The sequence below is a fragment of the Acinetobacter sp. AHP123 genome (assembly GCF_023757925.1).
In the GTDB taxonomy this organism is placed as follows: Bacteria; Pseudomonadota; Gammaproteobacteria; order Pseudomonadales; family Moraxellaceae; genus Acinetobacter; species Acinetobacter oleivorans.
The window spans coordinates 4,002,044-4,017,965 of sequence record NZ_CP092454.1; the positions used below are offsets into that span (position 1 = coordinate 4,002,044).

The 15,922-nt window shown below is 32.5% G+C and carries 20 protein-coding genes; 2 read left to right on the forward strand and 18 right to left on the reverse strand.

All coding sequences use genetic code 11. The features are described from left to right. Window positions 1-2: 2 nt before the first annotated feature. From MJX77_RS18945 to MJX77_RS19025, 17 genes are read right to left on the reverse strand one after another with little or no spacing between them, the layout of a single operon-like run. Complete coding sequence (locus tag MJX77_RS18945; RefSeq protein ID WP_252060190.1) at window positions 3-404, reverse strand: hypothetical protein; 402 nt, start codon at window positions 402-404, stop codon at window positions 3-5. Window positions 405-406: 2 nt separating this feature from the next. After that, window positions 407-1,753 carry a FliI/YscN family ATPase gene (locus tag MJX77_RS18950; RefSeq protein ID WP_252060192.1) on the reverse strand — a complete coding sequence of 449 codons (1,347 nt, stop codon included), beginning with the start codon at window positions 1,751-1,753 and terminating at the stop codon, window positions 407-409. Beyond that, window positions 1,746-2,441: a FliH/SctL family protein gene (locus MJX77_RS18955; protein WP_252060194.1), complete on the reverse strand. Its 696-nt coding sequence runs from the start codon at window positions 2,439-2,441 to the stop codon at window positions 1,746-1,748. The genes MJX77_RS18950 and MJX77_RS18955 overlap by 8 nt, the downstream gene beginning before the upstream one ends. Continuing rightward, window positions 2,434-2,859 carry a hypothetical protein gene (locus MJX77_RS18960; RefSeq protein ID WP_252060197.1) on the reverse strand — a complete coding sequence of 142 codons (426 nt, stop codon included), beginning with the start codon at window positions 2,857-2,859 and terminating at the stop codon, window positions 2,434-2,436. The genes MJX77_RS18955 and MJX77_RS18960 overlap by 8 nt, the downstream gene beginning before the upstream one ends. After that, window positions 2,860-4,206: a flagellar basal-body MS-ring/collar protein FliF gene (gene fliF / locus MJX77_RS18965; protein ID WP_252060199.1), complete on the reverse strand. Its 1,347-nt coding sequence runs from the start codon at window positions 4,204-4,206 to the stop codon at window positions 2,860-2,862. A gap of 9 nt (window positions 4,207-4,215) precedes the next feature. Beyond that, entirely contained in the window at window positions 4,216-4,512 is a 297-nt protein-coding gene (gene fliE / locus MJX77_RS18970) for a flagellar hook-basal body complex protein FliE (RefSeq protein WP_174760087.1), read from the reverse strand. 4 nt (window positions 4,513-4,516) lie between these two features. Beyond that, entirely contained in the window at window positions 4,517-4,918 is a 402-nt protein-coding gene (locus tag MJX77_RS18975) for a flagellar basal body rod protein FlgC (protein WP_005299439.1), read from the reverse strand. Next, window positions 4,918-5,262, reverse strand: coding sequence for a hypothetical protein (locus MJX77_RS18980; RefSeq protein ID WP_005299442.1), 345 nt, complete (start codon window positions 5,260-5,262; stop codon window positions 4,918-4,920). Before MJX77_RS18980 ends, MJX77_RS18975 begins: the two co-directional genes overlap by 1 nt. 9 nt (window positions 5,263-5,271) lie before the next feature. Continuing rightward, the gene (locus MJX77_RS18985) at window positions 5,272-6,375 is read right to left on the reverse strand and encodes a flagellar basal body P-ring protein FlgI (protein ID WP_005299445.1); all 1,104 of its coding nucleotides are present in this window, start codon (window positions 6,373-6,375) and stop codon (window positions 5,272-5,274) included. Next, on the reverse strand, window positions 6,372-6,947 hold the full coding sequence (locus MJX77_RS18990) for a flagellar basal body L-ring protein FlgH (protein ID WP_005299448.1): 576 nt from the start codon (window positions 6,945-6,947) through the stop codon (window positions 6,372-6,374). The genes MJX77_RS18985 and MJX77_RS18990 overlap by 4 nt, the downstream gene beginning before the upstream one ends. Further along, complete coding sequence (locus MJX77_RS18995) at window positions 6,940-7,626, reverse strand: flagella basal body P-ring formation protein FlgA (RefSeq protein ID WP_252060200.1); 687 nt, start codon at window positions 7,624-7,626, stop codon at window positions 6,940-6,942. The genes MJX77_RS18990 and MJX77_RS18995 overlap by 8 nt, the downstream gene beginning before the upstream one ends. Before the next feature lies 1 nt (window position 7,627). After that, window positions 7,628-8,383, reverse strand: a complete 756-nt coding sequence (locus tag MJX77_RS19000; protein ID WP_192835036.1) for a flagellar hook-basal body protein — start codon at window positions 8,381-8,383, stop codon at window positions 7,628-7,630. Window position 8,384: 1 nt separating this feature from the next. Continuing rightward, window positions 8,385-9,110 carry a flagellar hook basal-body protein gene (locus tag MJX77_RS19005; RefSeq protein WP_151827980.1) on the reverse strand — a complete coding sequence of 242 codons (726 nt, stop codon included), beginning with the start codon at window positions 9,108-9,110 and terminating at the stop codon, window positions 8,385-8,387. Further along, window positions 9,107-11,176, reverse strand: coding sequence for a flagellar biosynthesis protein FlhA (locus tag MJX77_RS19010; RefSeq protein ID WP_252060201.1), 2,070 nt, complete (start codon window positions 11,174-11,176; stop codon window positions 9,107-9,109). The genes MJX77_RS19005 and MJX77_RS19010 overlap by 4 nt, the downstream gene beginning before the upstream one ends. 3 nt (window positions 11,177-11,179) lie before the next feature. Further along, window positions 11,180-12,253, reverse strand: coding sequence for an EscU/YscU/HrcU family type III secretion system export apparatus switch protein (locus tag MJX77_RS19015; RefSeq protein WP_252060202.1), 1,074 nt, complete (start codon window positions 12,251-12,253; stop codon window positions 11,180-11,182). Between the two features lie 18 nt (window positions 12,254-12,271). Continuing rightward, on the reverse strand, window positions 12,272-12,967 hold the full coding sequence (locus MJX77_RS19020; protein WP_252060203.1) for a flagellar biosynthetic protein FliR: 696 nt from the start codon (window positions 12,965-12,967) through the stop codon (window positions 12,272-12,274). A 41-nt stretch (window positions 12,968-13,008) separates the two neighbouring features. Beyond that, a complete protein-coding gene (locus MJX77_RS19025) occupies window positions 13,009-13,272 on the reverse strand; it encodes a flagellar biosynthetic protein FliQ (protein WP_005299465.1) in 264 nt (87 codons plus the stop codon). 132 nt (window positions 13,273-13,404) lie between these two features. Between MJX77_RS19025 and MJX77_RS19030 the strand changes: the two genes are divergently transcribed. Both MJX77_RS19030 and MJX77_RS19035 read left to right on the forward strand, forming a co-directional pair. Then, window positions 13,405-14,592 carry a tetratricopeptide repeat protein gene (locus MJX77_RS19030; RefSeq protein WP_252060204.1) on the forward strand — a complete coding sequence of 396 codons (1,188 nt, stop codon included), beginning with the start codon at window positions 13,405-13,407 and terminating at the stop codon, window positions 14,590-14,592. Window positions 14,593-14,603: 11 nt separating this feature from the next. Next, window positions 14,604-15,257 (forward strand): tetratricopeptide repeat protein, encoded by a 654-nt coding sequence (locus MJX77_RS19035; protein ID WP_252060205.1) that lies wholly within the window; start codon window positions 14,604-14,606, stop codon window positions 15,255-15,257. A 335-nt stretch (window positions 15,258-15,592) separates the two neighbouring features. Here MJX77_RS19035 and MJX77_RS19040 read toward each other — a convergent pair whose 3' ends face one another. Next, entirely contained in the window at window positions 15,593-15,868 is a 276-nt protein-coding gene (locus MJX77_RS19040; protein WP_252060207.1) for a hypothetical protein, read from the reverse strand. Window positions 15,869-15,922: the final 54 nt, after the last annotated feature.

Sequence of the window (15,922 nt, forward strand, 5' to 3'; positions counted from 1 at the left end):
TCTCAAATATCTTCAAAAAGTATATTTAATTCATCTTTTTCAATAGCATCTTTTAGATGATCAACTTTTCTTTTATGAAGAACCAACGCATCTAATCTTTCCTTTAACAACTCGTACAAAGCAATACTAGCTTTGTCACTTTCAATATAAGCATTATATTTTTTATTGATTACAATAAAATTTTCTTCATAAATCTGATTATCTAATGTAAGACCAAATTTTTTTTTAAGTTCAGAAAAGTTTGCTAATAGACCTAAATATTCATATTCATTTTTTTGTTTAATAGAATCCAATTTCAGCTTTCTTTCCTTCAACTCTCCCACTTCTATTTTTAGTGCCATATATTGATACTGAAGAATTTTCATTATTTCTTTTCTTTTCTTTAAATTGGAAATTATTGTCATTTTTATTCACCTAAAGGATCAATTTTAGTGATAATATTTTGCATTCTTATCCAGACACTATCTGGTTTTATACGCTCATTCTCCAATTGAATTAAAATTTCATCAACTTCTGGTTTATATTGAATAATACAATCGAGTAGCTTATTTTGCCCTGACTGATATGCACCAAGTTGAATCATATCAGAATACTCATTATATAAAGCCAAGTATTTCTTTAACTGTGCAATAAGTTTTTTTTGCTCATTCGTATGTAAAATGCTAGATAATCGACTAATACTTTTCAATACATTGATTGCAGGAAAATGCCCTTTATCAGCTAAGGTACGATCAAGAATAATATGACCATCTAAGATTGATCTCATATGATCGGATATAGGTTCATTATAATCATCCCCCTCGACTAAAATAGTATAAATTGATGTTATCGAACCTTGTCCTAGTAAAGCTCCTCCTCTCTCGACTAAAGGGGGTAATTGAGAAAAAACCGAAGCTGGATATCCCCTTAATCCAGTTGGCTCAGAAGCAGCTAAACCTATCTCTCTTTGAGCATAAGCAAATCTAGTAATAGAATCCATTACCAAGAGTACATTAAAACCTTTTGCTCTATACCAATCAGCTACTGTAGTTGCCGTATAAGCAATAAATCTTCGGAAAACAGCTGGCTGTTCTGCTGTAGCGACATATATAATTGATCTTTTAAGACCTTGCTCACCCAGTACATTAGAAATAAAGTCTGTAACCTCTCTTCCTCTCTCTCCAACTAAAGCAACAATAATCACATCTGCAGTTGCATATTTGCACAACATACCTAATAAAGTACTTTTCCCTACTCCACTTCCAGCAAAAATACCTATCCGTTGCCCTATTCCAATTGGAGTAAATAAATCTAGTGCTTTAACCCCTGTATTTAATTTTTGAGTAATAGGAACTCGGTGCAATGGATTTATTGGTACTAAGTTTTTGGAGATAAACTCTACATTTTCTGGTAAAGATTTACCATCAATTGGATTTCCTAAAGCATCTAAAACCCTACCACGCATGTTGAGACTAACAGGAATTTGAATTGTTTTTTTTGAGGATATAATTCTACACTCAAGATTTAAACCATGAATATCACCAAAAGGCATTAAAGTAAAAGATTGTTCACCAACAGAAATTACTTCTGCAAACATATTATTCAATTTATTAGGATGAATAATTTCTACAATTTCACCAATACTAACATTTAAGCCAATTGCTTCAATGCTCACACCTTTAATTTCCTTAACTTTTCCTGAAGATTGTAAAAAGGAAGAGGTATTTAATTTTTTAAGAATATTATCGACAATATTATTTACACTATCAGTCATTTAATAATTGCCTAACTTTATCAAATTGCTGTTTAACCCCAATATCCAATATAGATTCTTTTAGATCAATTGAATACTGACCAGATTTTAAAGAACTATCCTTCTCAACGACTATATTATAATTTACTAGAAAAACATTTTCAGAAATAATTTTTTTAATTAACTCATACTCATGCACATTAACTTTTAGGGTAAAACCCTCCCCCAAATTATACTCAACCAAAGCTTTTTTTATAATTTCTGCAATAAAACCCTCATGTTCAGTCAAATCTATAGTCATTTTCTTTAAGATTTCATCTATAGTTTTTATTGCAATAAGTTCTAAAGATGAATTTAAAACCTCATTTTTCTTTGTAAATTCAACAATACACGAAGTTAGAGAATCTATTTTTGCTTTAAATTGACTTTCCAGTAACAACATTTTTTTCTCATGAATATCTTTTAGTCTTGCCTTTTCAAGTTCAACGACTTTTTTATATTCATCCGCATATTGTCTTTTTAAAATAGATAACTCCTTTTCTACTAAATCTTCCACTTGTTCTTTTTTTGTTGGCACAACATTTTTTATTTCCGCCACTTTTAAGATTTCTTTTGGAGTGATGACCTTCTCAATCATAGTACCTAAAGTGACTTTTCTATCACTTTTTATCACTTTTTGTAATCTAGCTGATACACCACTATCATTCATATATTACTTTCTCATAAAAATAGTTATTCAAAGAGGCCTTCATTTTTGGTGCCAACTCAAATTGATTAAATATTTCTTTATATTTAATATACTCTCTGTGATAAGCATGATCTTTTTTTAAAGATATTTCTGAGAAAAGATTATCATCAATCAAAGCACACCAAACTGGAGATATATTCTGTATCACTTTATCTAATAATACAGAATATGAGTCACAGTCTTTCAAGTCAGCTTCAATATAATCCTTAATGAATAAATTTTTAGAATCGATGCCAAGGGATTGAACTTGTTGTAATAGTTCATCTAATTTTTCGACTTCAGAATCATTTAAGTTTAGACGGATTTTTTCTTGCTCATTATAAGTTAGACTAGAAAATCTTAATATCCAACTGCGTAAAGCAATATCTTTATCTTTCATCTAATTTTTACCCAACCAGTATTTTAAATTAACTAGAATTTTCTCTCTTTCTTCATCTGACAAGGAGTCTGTTTCAATTTCGCTTTTGATTGGATTTTTGCGTAAATACTTTAAAATTAAAAATAAAACTATCATTCCTAAAGAAGAAATAACAATAATCATAAATGGTGATAGTTTACTTTCAACTATATCATTTTTTTCATTATTAACTTTTAATAATTCACTTTTTGCCTTTTGATCAGATATGGGTTCTACAGGAACCATACTGCTAACCAAAACTAAACGATCTCCACGTTTTTTATCAATACCCAATCCAGCCTCTAGAACTTGTTGAATATTCTGTAATTGTGTAAAGTCTAATGTACTCGGAACAATAACACCTACATTGATATTACTAATTCTTTCTGAACCATATTCAATTTCTGAAATTTCTTTACCAATGGCATATTCATTATCTTGTGAACTATCCTTTTGAGAAGAATTTGTATTTTCTCCCCCTAAAGTAGTTGAAGAGGTTTCTTTCTTTTTTAACAATAAGATTCCAGCATCAGATAAAATTGGTTTTTCACGTACTACTTTTCTTTTGTCAAAATTTACTTGAACATGCGCAGAGACACTGACTTTATTGATATTAAAAGACTGGTATAAGATATTTCTTACTTTACTTTCTATTTTTGTTTCTAAATCATCTGAACGCTTCAATGAAGAAGAAGTATTTAAATTATTACTAATAATTTCTCCTTGTTGGTTCAAAAGTACAACATTCTTAGCTTCCAATCCATTAACAGCAGAGGAAACTAAATTTTGAATTCCTTCAACAGTATCTTTGCTTAACTGATTATTATTTAAAGTTTCTATAACCACAGATGCCTTAGCTGTAGCTTTATCCACCTCATATATTTTATCTTTTTCTGGTGTTAGATGGACTCTAGCATATTTCATTCCATCCATAGTCATAATAGAACGTGCTAATTCACCCTCTAAGGCACGTTGAAAGTTAATTTTTTGAGCAAAATCAGACATACCATAATCAGTTTCATTAAACAATTCAAAACCAACCGTATCTGGATTACTTAACCCACCCTTATCTAAAGCGATTTTTGCTTCACCAACTTTGCTTTCTTCCACTTCAATTGTATTATTCTTAATTACATATGGAATATTTGATGTAGATAAGATATTAATAACATTTGCCTGAATATTTTTATCATTTTGTTGTAATAAAGGCACATATGTTGGTTTCAAAAACCACCAACAAGCACCAATAAAACCGACAATAATAATGCATAGTCCACTTATAAAAAAAACGGATTTTTTACCCCAGAAATTCATCTCTTTCTTACTCAAATTAGTTGCTTAGATTTGCATACGTGTAATTTCTTGATAGCTTTCAACTAACTTATTTCTTACTTGAACAGCAAATTGAAACGATAGTTTTGCATTTTCCATAGCAACCATAACGTCGTGTACAGCTATATTTTCACCTGCTGCATATTTCATTACTTTATCAGTTGCATTTTGATACAAAGCATCATTTCGATTCAGAATATCTAAAAAGCTTAAATGTTTTGGTTCCATAGAAGAAACAAAAGAGCTTTTTAAAGTTGGAAGTGATGTAACTTTATCTAAGCTTATTGGTTCAAGACTATACATTTACTTATTTTCCAATCTCATATGCTTTAGTGGTCATATCTTTAATCGTATTAAAAATACGAATATTTGCATCATATGCTCTGCTTGCAGAAACTAAGGTAGCCATTTCTGTCGCTGTATTAACCTCAGGATAAAACACCATTCCCATTTTATCAGCTAAGGGATGACTAGGTTCATATACACTTTTAGTATTAGCGTTCGGTATACTTTCTATATGAATACTATTTTGTATATCATTTAAAAAAGACAGATTAGTTTTAACATGCAAGACCGAATTTGCTTTTTTATTAGGCAAAGCAACATTAGCTATTGCCATATTATAACTTGCAGCTTCAACTCGAGCCTTTTCATGCTTTAAACCAAATGAAACAATGTCTTGAATAGATAAATTGGAAGAAAATTGCATTACACTTCTTTTCCTTGTATGACTAATTGCATTAATCCATAATTCCTATTTAACATTTCAGCGATACCTTGATAACGACCACTTGCTGAAACTGCTTCAAAAGTTTGTTCATCTAGCTTTATTAAGCTTTTAGGGATATTAGATTTATATCTTTCAATATCTACTTTATTATAATCTAAGTTATGAGTTGATATATCTTTTAATAAACGTTTATAGTCAAAATTTATCCCTTTTTTATCTACTAAATTAAAACTTGCAATATTTGTCGATGCAACTTTAACTCTCATATCTTGTATATTCATAGCACTTAAAAGTGTATTGCTAATACTGCTAATATCATTCATTTAACACCTCTATTGAATCACTAAGTCAGCATTTAAAGCACCAGCATCTTTAATTGCCTGAATAATTGTAATCATATCTCTCGTATTTAAGTGTATTTTCTGCAAAGCTTGAACTAATCCAGCTACTGTTGCTCCCTTAGGCAGAGATACAAAATTGGCTTTTTCCTCTGTTACTTTTAGATCTGTTTGAGGAACAACTTCTGTTGAAATATTGCTATTATAATTTCGTCCAATAAAGTTTGGTTGTGAAACTAAATATTCTGTATCTACTTTAATATTTAAATTGCCTTGTGAAATATTAACTTCTCCAATACGTACATTTGCTCCAGCAACGATTGTTCCCGTTTTCTCATTAATTACAATTTTTGCTACTTGATCTGGTTCTACTTCTAAACGTTCAATATTTGCAATGAGATTTGGTATTGGAGTGTAAGGACTAACAAAAATTTCTATCTTTCCCGCATGTACTACTTTTACATTCATTACACCTTGACGAGATATAACCTGAGCAATTCTATTTGCGGTTGTATAATCAGGTTGATTTAAAATAAGTACCAACTTATCTTGAGGTAACTCATTTTCTACAGTTTTCTCCAAATATGCTCCTTTGGGAATACGTCCAACTGTTGCATGATTTTTTTGGAAAGAATTTCCATTAGCTTCAAAAGCATAACCTCCAGTAGCCAGTGGCCCTTGAGCTAAGGCATATAGTTTATTGTCAGGCCCATATAGCGGAGTTAATATTAGAGTACCTCCCAACAAACTCCGAGCATCGCCTATAGAAGATACTTCTACATCGAATTTATCACCTACTTCGCTAAATGGTGGCATTTTCGCAGTTATCATCACGGCTGCTGTATTACGCGAATTCAAATCATGCTCATTAATATTGACATTGAAATGCTTCAATGTATTTACTAATGCTTGCCTAGTTGTACTATTTCGATCTGAGTCGCCACTTCTAGCCAACCCCACAACTAATCCATACCCAATTAATACATGCTCTCGATTATCTTGTACGCGAACTAAATCTTTTAATCTAACTGTATTTCCAGCAGCAATAGCAGCATTTAAACTAACTAGAGCAACTAAACCAATTAATATTCTTCTCATATTAATCTTAACCAATGAAAAAGCTTATAAAAAACACTTAACTTTTGAGCATCATTTGCTACACCTTTACCATTAATTTGAATTTTAGCATCGGCTAAACGGTACGAATAAATAGTATTATCATAGCTAATATCATCTGGTCTTACATAACCACTTACCTGAATAAGCTGTTTATCATTATTGATAATAGCTTCTTGGTTACCTATTACTTTTAAATATCCATTTGCTAGCTTTTCTACAACTTGCACAGAAACAACTGTTTTTAATTGGCCTTGTCTTGATGTATTACCCTCACCACTTGCGCCGCCTTCCATTCCGAGACCAGCATCTGCCTTAGCAGTTAGAGTGTTTGCCGAAAAAGATAAATTTGTTTTATTCTTGGCATTAGTACCTACTGATGATTTGGCTGAAGTAGATTCAGCCACAAGAACAGTCAAAATATCACCAACATTAATTGCACGCCTATCACTTGTTAAAGCTTGATAACTCTCAGTATCAATTAAACTAGTTTGTGCAAACACATGATGTGTAGTTAACAAGATACTCATCATAAGAACAATTTTATTAATCAATTCTAACTGTTCCTTCTTTTATAACTGTAGCTCTAATGAGCTGGTTGTTAGTAGGTAAACGTACACTCACCTTTTCCAAATATTGCCCAAATTGTTGTGCTACACCTTTTGTTTCAATTACAACATTATCAGCAACTACAACAACCTTAACTAATTGATTCCTAGCAACCATAGGAGCCACCTTTAAATTCTTTTTTAGAATGGGAGTATTAATTTTTACTGCTTCACTAATCCATATATTTTCATCAAACGGCCCAACAGCTAATGCCTCCTTAGTTGCCTTAAATTTAATGAGATCAACATCTTCATAATTTATTTCAACTTGTGAAAGTAACTGATTACGCATCGCATTTTGCTTAAATACCCAGGCTTTAATTTTAATTTCTGGACGAAACCATAAGATTTTTAACTTCTGTGTCTCACTCTTAGGATCACAATCGACTACTTCAAACCCGACTCTAGGCTGATAAATAGAAGTGATAAGCTTAAGTTGAGAATACGAATGATTAGAAGCATTAAATAAGGGAAATAGTTGAGATGACAACTCACTATCGCTTTCTATTTTTTCTGAGACTAATCTATTCGCATTTACAATAAGTTGTTCATAACTTGAATCTAAACATGCATTTGTAGAACTAGAAATAATCAATAAAAATATAAGCGATAACCTAAAACCCATTCTAGCGTCTCAAATTATTAATTGTTTCCATAATTTGATCTCCCGCTTGTAATACTCTTGCATTTAATTGATAGGCTCTCTGCGCCATAATTAAATTAGAAATCTCACTCACTAAGTCAACATTTGACATTTCTAAATGCCCTTGTAAAACCGTCCCCATACCTTCTGTATTCATTTCGCCATATTGTGGCTCACCGCTTAATTGTGTCGGTAAATATAGACCATTACCCATTTTTTTAAGCTGACTATCATTATTGAAATTCACCAACTCTATTTTACCGAGTTCTAACTCTTCGCCCGTACCAATCACTTTACCGCTTAAAATACCATTCGCAGACAATTTCACACGCTCAACATCAGGTGGAATACGAATATCTGTTGTTAGAACTTGACCATTTGCTAATGCAAGTTGGCCATCGGAATTCACATGGAACTGCCCAATTCTAGTATAGGCTAAACTTCCATCAGGTTGCTCAATTTCAAAAAAACCCTTACCTTGTATAGCGAAATCATAAGGTTGATTTGTGGTTTGCACATCGCCATTTTTAAAATCAGTATAAGTATTCTCCAAAGAAACACCTATGCCTTGCTGAGATACAGTATTATTAATATTATTTGTAGCAATAAGGTTAGAAAATTGAGCAGTTTCTTTTTTATACCCCATAGTTTGCATATTTGATATATTGCTAGAAATCGTATCTAACCATTTTTGATGCGCTGCTAATCCAGAGTTTGCAATACTTATTGCGTCAATCATCTTATTTTCCTAATTGATTAATACCACTATCTAACAAATTATCGTAAGTGTTTACAGCTCTTTGTAAGCTTTCAATATGCCGAGATAATTCCATAATTTTCACCATATCTTGGCTCATCATCGTATTTGATTGCTCTAATTTCCCCTGAAATATTTGATACTCATTAGAGTCTATTTGTCTTACTTGCGAAGCTGAATATAAGGCATTACCCTTTGCCTTAATATCATTACTTTCAGCATGCACTACTAAAATTTGGTTTAATATTATATCATTATTTAAACTATGAATATAACCTTTATTATCAACTTTTAATGAATCTAAATCTTTTTCATCAATAATAATTGGCTGCCCTTCTTTACCTAAAACAGTTAAACCTTGTTGCGTTAATAAGTAACCCTTTTTATCGACTTGAAAATGTCCATCACGTGTTATTAAAAAACCTTCCTTATTCGAAACGACAAACCACCCCTTACCTGATAATGCAAAATCAAGCGCTCGATTTGTATTTATATATGATCCATTATTTGAATTAATATAGGATAAAGTCTGCCTCTGCTCTATATCAGAAAAGGTTCTATTATTTGATGATGGCGATGCTAAAGTGCTAAACACTCCTTCGCTTCTATAACCAACTGTATTTATGTTTGCTGTATTCTGTGAAACAGTTTTTAAGGCATTAAACTCTTGCTGAATAACTTGAGACAATTGCATAATCGGATCTGTCATGCGCTCATCTCCATTGCATGAAATTCTGGAATAGAAATAATTCCAGCTGAAGAAACTTGCACATACTGCCCCAACTCAGAAATCGACAAAACTTCCACATGCGGAATAGCTCGTGAGATCATGGCACGAAGAGGTCTACGAATAGAAGGTGAACACAATAAAATTGGTTGCACATTATTTGCTAATTGTTTTTCTGTTTCTTCTACAATCCCTCTAAGAAATTTATCAATATATTGTGGAGGTAAGATACTTTCATTATTTACACGTACCATAGCCAACATATGACTCTCAATTTCAGGAGCAATTGTCATAACCTGTAAATTTCCATCGCTACTCAGAAATTTCTCATAAATAATAGACCCTAGTCTTTCTCTAACTTTTTCAGCTAAATCCTCAGGTACTTTATTAATACGCCCAATATCAATAAGTACTTCTAAAATTTTCTCCATATTTTTTATACTTACCTGCTCTTTTAACAATAACTGTAAGACACGCTGAATATCAGAGTAAGTTAGAACAGATGGAATAAGTTCCTCTAACAAGGTTCCCATACTATCTCTATGGAGTTGTATTAATTTTTCAGTTTCTGCCCGTGTTAGAAACTCACTTAAATAGCGTTTAATAATTTCTGATAGATGGGTCACAATTACAGTCTCTGGCTCAACAATAGTAAACCCTAAGGTACGTGCTTGTTGTTTCTGAGTATCTTCAATCCAGAGTGCGGGTAATCCATAGGTAGGCTCCTTAGTTTCATCTCCTTGAATACTACTCATCGAAGCATTGCCAGAATTAATCGCTAAAACCTTTAAAAAGTTGACACTCCCCCTTGCCACTACAGCACTATAAATGAGAATTTGATAATGATTTTCTGCTAATCTTTTATCTACATTAATCGATAACTTAGGCAGAAAAATACCTAAATCTAATGAAAGCTGTTTCTGTAAAGTAGCATATCTTTGAGTAAGAGAACTTGCATTATCCAAAATAAAAGGCTCTAAATTGGCACTTACTTTTAACTCAAATGGAGCAGGCTTTAGAGTATTTAGATCTTTTTGCTCTAATTTCCCTTGTTCAGTTTCATTTTCGCCTTCATTACTGTTAATTTGATTTTTCTTATTTTTAATAGAATACCAAACCGCTACCGCTAATATTATAAGCAACATTAAAATTGGCAAAACCGGTAGACCAGGCAAAAATAGCATTAAAGTTAACGCTATACCAACCACAATGATCGTTTGAGGATAAGCAAAAAACTGATTACCTAATGCTTGACCTAATTTAGTATCGGTAGCTGCACGTGTAATAATAATACCTGCAGCAACTGAAATTACTAATGATGGAATTTGGGTAACAATTCCATCACCAATTGTTAATAGTGAATAGTGCTGTAAAGCTTCAGACCATCCCATGCCTTTTTGAAGCATACCAATCGATAGTCCACCGATAATATTAATAATGATGATTACAACACCTGCTATCGCATCACCTTTAACAAATTTAGAAGCACCATCCATAGCACCATAAAAATTTGACTCTTGCTCTAATTGATGTCTACGTAACTTTGCCTCATCTGAATCAATTAATCCCATATTTAGATCAGCATCAATACTCATTTGTTTACCAGGTAATGAATCCAAAGTAAATCTAGCTGCAACTTCTGCAACACGCTGAGCACCGTTAGTGATAACAATATATTGAACAATAATAAGGATAAAGAAAACAACAAAACCGACTACTAGATTACCAGCCACCATGTAGTTACCAACGGCAGCAATTACTTTACCCGCATCAGCATGATCTAAAATCAAGCGAGTTGATGAGATATTTAATGCTAAGCGAAATAGTGTTGTAATGAGCAGTAATGATGGGAAAGTTGAGAAACTTAGCGGTTTTTCTGTATCAAGTGCTAATAACAAAATAATTAAAGCTACTGTAAAATTTGTTAATAACAGAAAATCTAGTAACCACGTAGGTACTGGAGTAAATAGTACCAATAAAATACCTATTACCCCAATCACTAATGCGAGATTATAAAACTCGAATTTCAATTTATTCTTATCAATCATCTTTTAAAACTTCAACTTCGAATTTGGTAATGCAATGACCCAGCGATATATATCAACCACATCATGATGTATTTCATCTGGTATTGATTGATTAACTACGCAATGGGCATAAATATATCTTGCGACAACTGGCCGATGTAATATTGGTACCTGATTCTTACGAGCTACCCGTTTAATCATCGAGGCAAGCATACCTGTTCCTGTTGCTAAAACAATAGGTGCATGCATTTTTTCAGGTTTATAGATTAATGCAACTGCATAATGAGTAGGGTTAATAATAACAACATCAGCTTTTTTAACTTGAGAAATTGCTTTCACCTTATTAAAAAATTCTTGCTGGTTTCTACGTCTCTTTGATTTTAATTCTGGACTACCTTCTCTATGACGATATTCATCTTTCACTTCCTTATGGCTCATACGCATTTGACGTGAGAATTCTCGTTTGGCATACCACATATCAAAAATTGCAAAAATTGCCATTACAGCTAGTAAACTGAGTACCAAGACAACTATAGATTTACTAAAAAATAATACGATTGATTGAGGAGTTCTTGTTAGATTACTCATTAATTGGTGGATAATATAAATTATTGAAAAATATGTAGCCACAAAAAATAATAGGCCTTTGACAATAACTCTAACTACCTCAACAAACATCCGCTTAGAAAATATTTTCTTAAGTCCCTTTACTGGATCTAATCTTTTAAAATCAGGTTTTAAAGTTGCGAAAGAAAAAACAAAACCACTATAAGCAAGGTTTATAGCGACCGCAAAAACCATAATGATTAAAACTAATGGAGCAAGTACATTTAATATTTTAGATACACTTTTGTTAGCCCAATAATGCACGCTTGCCAAGTTGTTTTGAACTAGAATATCTGTATGACCTAACCACCACTGAGTAAGCCTGAATATTTCTGAAGCAATATCGCCTGATAGTGCTATGAAACCTGCAAGGAAAGCTGAAATTACTACAAAAGAAAGTAAATCCATACTCTTAGGTACATTACCTTTTTTCCGAGCTTGCTCTAACTTATAAGGTGTAGCTTGTTCAGATTTTTCTTGTTGATCTTCCATTATTTTAACCCCAGATCTTTAAAAAAGAATCAGTTTTAAAGGTTCATCAAAAAGTCGAGGTACATTCTGGACAATCATTGGCATAGCTAACATCAGCAAAACCAAACCAGCAATAAATTTAACTGGGAGAGCCAAAAAATAAATATTAGCTTGAGGCATTGATCTAGACATTATGGCGAAAGCAATATCTACCAACCACACCCCTAAAATGACAGGTAACAATATAATAAAAGCAAAAATAAACTGCTCTCCCATTAAACTGACTAGTTTTTTTATATTTAATAACTGGAAGTTAAAAGATCCTAAAGGTACCACCCTAAATAATGCAACCAATCCATTTAATAAGGTGTAATGCAAATTAAGTATAAAAAATAAAACTCCAGCGATGGCAATGAGCAAATCTGAAATGACACCATTTAAATGACTAGAGGAAGGATCAAAAACACCCGCTGTATTAATACCAATTTGTAAATCCAGCAACTTCCCAACCAAATCTAAACTTGCAAAGGCTGTATGAAACCCAAAAGCAAGAACTATTCCTAAAAGAAATTCACTTACGATCAAGGAAATTGTGATTACACTATGCTCAATCGGCACTAATCCAGACAAAATAACTGAGATTGCCAAAACAATGATAAGTCTAAAAAATATAGGTGCGCGAGTAAAAATAGTTAAAGGCATAACCACAAAAATTGGAAGCAGACGTAATGACAATAAGAGAACTGTCGTAAACTCAAGGAAGCCAAACATATAATTTAAAAATTAGCTGCTTTTAGAAACATTTCAACTGCGAAAGCTCGTAAGTGGTTTATCATCCACCCTCCTAAAACCAATAGCATCACCACTGAAACAATAAGTTTTGGAATAAATGTTAGAGTCATTTCTTGAATTTGAGTGGCAACTTGTAAAATACTTACCAATAGCCCAACAATCATGATTGCTAATAATAATGGTGCTGCGACCATTGCTGTTGTTAATAATGTTTCTTTTAATAAATATAAGAGCTGATCTTGGTTCATTACATGTACTCCAGAGTGGGCACATTTTATCTGAAACATTCAAACAAAAAAATATATTTAATAATATTATTTCTTCTCAATTTCATATATTTATCTTATTCTATAATTATAAAAAGCAGGTGTTTTAATTTTATGATAACAACGAATGATTTCGAACGTGAAGAACAACTTAAACGTTGGTTAAGTTTTTTAGAGCAGGATCCTCAAAACGGTCACTTAATTAATTCTATTTTTGAGTCTGCTTTAATAGTCAATAATGTTGATGTGCTTCAACACATGTTGGGCCACTTAAAAGAACAACAACTTAGTGATCCTCAAGTAAACCGCATGGCTAGCTTAGTAAGTTTACAGTTAGGTAAATTTCCAGAAGCTATCAATTTTAGCCAACATGTTTTAGGTACTGAGTTTGAAAATACAACTGTATTACATAATCTCGCTTATGCCCAACTCTATATGAATCAATACGAGCAAGCATATTTAACATTACAACCCTTAATGAGTTCTTCTGCGTTAGTAGAAGCAGATACTTATGTGTTATATGCGAGAATATTACATCATTTAGAACAACCTGCTGGAGCAATAGCGTCTTTACGGAATGCGATTAATTTAAATCCAAGACATGCGGAAGCCTTAGGCAACCTTGCGTTATTGCAATATGAAACGAATAATAATTTTTCAGATTACTTAAACGTTAAAGAAACAGCTCAACAAGCTTTAGCTATCAACCCTTATCAGTTTGAAGCACTATTAGCATTCGGTGAAGTACAACTTAATGAACGAAGTATTTCTGCTGCGCAAAACACTTTTAACCTAATTTTAGAACACTATCCTCAAGCAGGACGTGCCTGGTCTGGTCTAGGTCAACTCGAATTTTACGAAATGAATCTTGAGAAAGCTGAACAACATTTGCTTAAAGCCGTAGAATATATGAATAATCACGTTGGTACATGGCATGTATTGGCTTGGTGCTATATCCTTAAGCAGGATATTGCTAATGCTGAAAAAGCTTTTGAAATTTCCTTACCATTAAATACTGAATTTGCCGATAGCTATGGAGGCTTAGCAGTTGTTGAAGCTATGAAAAATAATACTTCAAAATCGAAACAACTCATTCAACAGGCTTATGATATTGATGAATACAGTATGGCAGCACAATATGCTGAATATGTTTTATTGAATAATGCAAACCAAGCAGATGCGGCTCAACAGAAAATGAACAATATTTTGATGAGACGAGCTCCAAGTAGCGAAAGCTCAGGTCAAGTGTTAGTCCAAGACTGGTTAAACAATCATCCAAACTTTCAAAAACATTTAAACTAAAATAGAAGACAATGATGAAGAATTTCTTATCTCCTTTTGATGCAGATGAAACTTTAAAACTTGCAATCCATGCAAGTGAACATGGAGATACCCATTCTGCTATTCGTTATTTAACTGAATTATTAAATATCCAACCTGATCATGGCGCGGCTTGTTATTTTCTCGCTATGCAATATGCAGAAATTGGTCTATTTGAGCGGGCAATCACAACTTTACAACACGCTGTTGAGATTAATCCAACATTTGATATCGCTCAATTTCAACTCGGACTTTTATATTTACAAACTCAGCAAACGCTACAAGCTGAGCAAATTTTTAGTGGCCTATCTCTAAGTTCACATGATCCTGCCCTTACAGCATTTTCACTTGGCTATTTAGCTTTATTTAAAGAACAAATCCCTAATGCTGTTCATCATTTCCAAGAAGGAATTGCTGTTTGTTCAAACGATGCTTTAAGTAATGATATTAAACGTGTAATCGCTCAAGTTGAAAATACAGCTCAAAATTCATCTATTCCTAAATCGAATAATCAAGATATAGCTCATACTAATCATTTTACTGAAACCCAGGCCGAGCAAACTAATGCCACTACTGAACAAAAAACATTAACAGGGTTTTTGGGTGCTTATTTAGATACTATTGATGAGGATAATGGGCCACACTGACAAAGTACATCAATTAAGGAAAAGTCAAAATAAAACTTACTTTTCCTTAATTGGAACCCCGCCTTTTAATGAAAAACAAATCTAAAATAATAATTATTTTCTCTTAAAGAAAGTCTCACTAATTAATTTAAAATTACCATCCTTAAATTCATATTCTATAGTATAATATAAAGCTCCTAATTCCAAAATTTATAGGAAAGATTGGAATTATTTTCATATATAAAGAGATATATTTAAGGTAATAAATAATTATAAAATGTAGGATAATTCATTAAATCACTAATCCAGCCTCACTCCACTAGCAAATTGTAGAGTGAGATAAATAAGGCAACAGCTCAACCGTAATCAAAGGGATTTAAAATAGCAATCACTGTTACAGGCTCCTCTTCAAAAAACCTATCAACAACCCAAGTACTTTCACGTATTTCCCAGCAGAGTTGAGTCTTTTGTAAGGCTTCTAAGATTTCAACTTTTATATCAATCATCTCTAATGGTCGATTTGCCAATCCTCCCCTAAGACGATTTATTGAAATCTCTACTACGTCTATATCTTTAAAAGAAACAAAACCATCAGGCCCTTCTAAATAATTTTCTATAGAGATTGTTAACATTTGTCCCCATCGACCTTTCTCAGTCGAAGAGTCTTGCTTCCGAACTATATGGAC

Excerpts from the sequence above, each read along its gene's own strand:
- MJX77_RS18980 (WP_005299442.1), bottom strand. The coding sequence starts at position 5,262 with ATGAATGATATTAGCAGTATTAGCAATACACTTTTAAGTGCTATGAAT.
- MJX77_RS18960 (WP_252060197.1), bottom strand. The coding sequence starts at position 2,859 with ATGAAAGATAAAGATATTGCTTTACGCAGTTGGATATTAAGATTTTCT.
- MJX77_RS19015 (WP_252060202.1), bottom strand. The coding sequence starts at position 12,253 with ATGGAAGATCAACAAGAAAAATCTGAACAAGCTACACCTTATAAGTTA.
- MJX77_RS19035 (WP_252060205.1), top strand. The coding sequence starts at position 14,604 with ATGATGAAGAATTTCTTATCTCCTTTTGATGCAGATGAAACTTTAAAA.
- MJX77_RS18955 (WP_252060194.1), bottom strand. The coding sequence starts at position 2,441 with ATGAATGATAGTGGTGTATCAGCTAGATTACAAAAAGTGATAAAAAGT.
- MJX77_RS19030 (WP_252060204.1), top strand. The coding sequence starts at position 13,405 with ATGATAACAACGAATGATTTCGAACGTGAAGAACAACTTAAACGTTGG.
- MJX77_RS18945 (WP_252060190.1), bottom strand. The coding sequence starts at position 404 with ATGACAATAATTTCCAATTTAAAGAAAAGAAAAGAAATAATGAAAATT.
- MJX77_RS18985 (WP_005299445.1), bottom strand. The coding sequence starts at position 6,375 with ATGAGAAGAATATTAATTGGTTTAGTTGCTCTAGTTAGTTTAAATGCT.
- MJX77_RS19040 (WP_252060207.1), bottom strand. The coding sequence starts at position 15,868 with ATGTTAACAATCTCTATAGAAAATTATTTAGAAGGGCCTGATGGTTTT.
- fliE (WP_174760087.1), bottom strand. The coding sequence starts at position 4,512 with ATGTATAGTCTTGAACCAATAAGCTTAGATAAAGTTACATCACTTCCA.
- MJX77_RS18995 (WP_252060200.1), bottom strand. The coding sequence starts at position 7,626 with ATGGGTTTTAGGTTATCGCTTATATTTTTATTGATTATTTCTAGTTCT.
- MJX77_RS19000 (WP_192835036.1), bottom strand. The coding sequence starts at position 8,383 with ATGATTGACGCAATAAGTATTGCAAACTCTGGATTAGCAGCGCATCAA.
- MJX77_RS18950 (WP_252060192.1), bottom strand. The coding sequence starts at position 1,753 with ATGACTGATAGTGTAAATAATATTGTCGATAATATTCTTAAAAAATTA.
- MJX77_RS19010 (WP_252060201.1), bottom strand. The coding sequence starts at position 11,176 with ATGATTGATAAGAATAAATTGAAATTCGAGTTTTATAATCTCGCATTA.
- MJX77_RS19005 (WP_151827980.1), bottom strand. The coding sequence starts at position 9,110 with ATGACAGATCCGATTATGCAATTGTCTCAAGTTATTCAGCAAGAGTTT.
- MJX77_RS19025 (WP_005299465.1), bottom strand. The coding sequence starts at position 13,272 with ATGAACCAAGATCAGCTCTTATATTTATTAAAAGAAACATTATTAACA.
- MJX77_RS18975 (WP_005299439.1), bottom strand. The coding sequence starts at position 4,918 with ATGCAATTTTCTTCCAATTTATCTATTCAAGACATTGTTTCATTTGGT.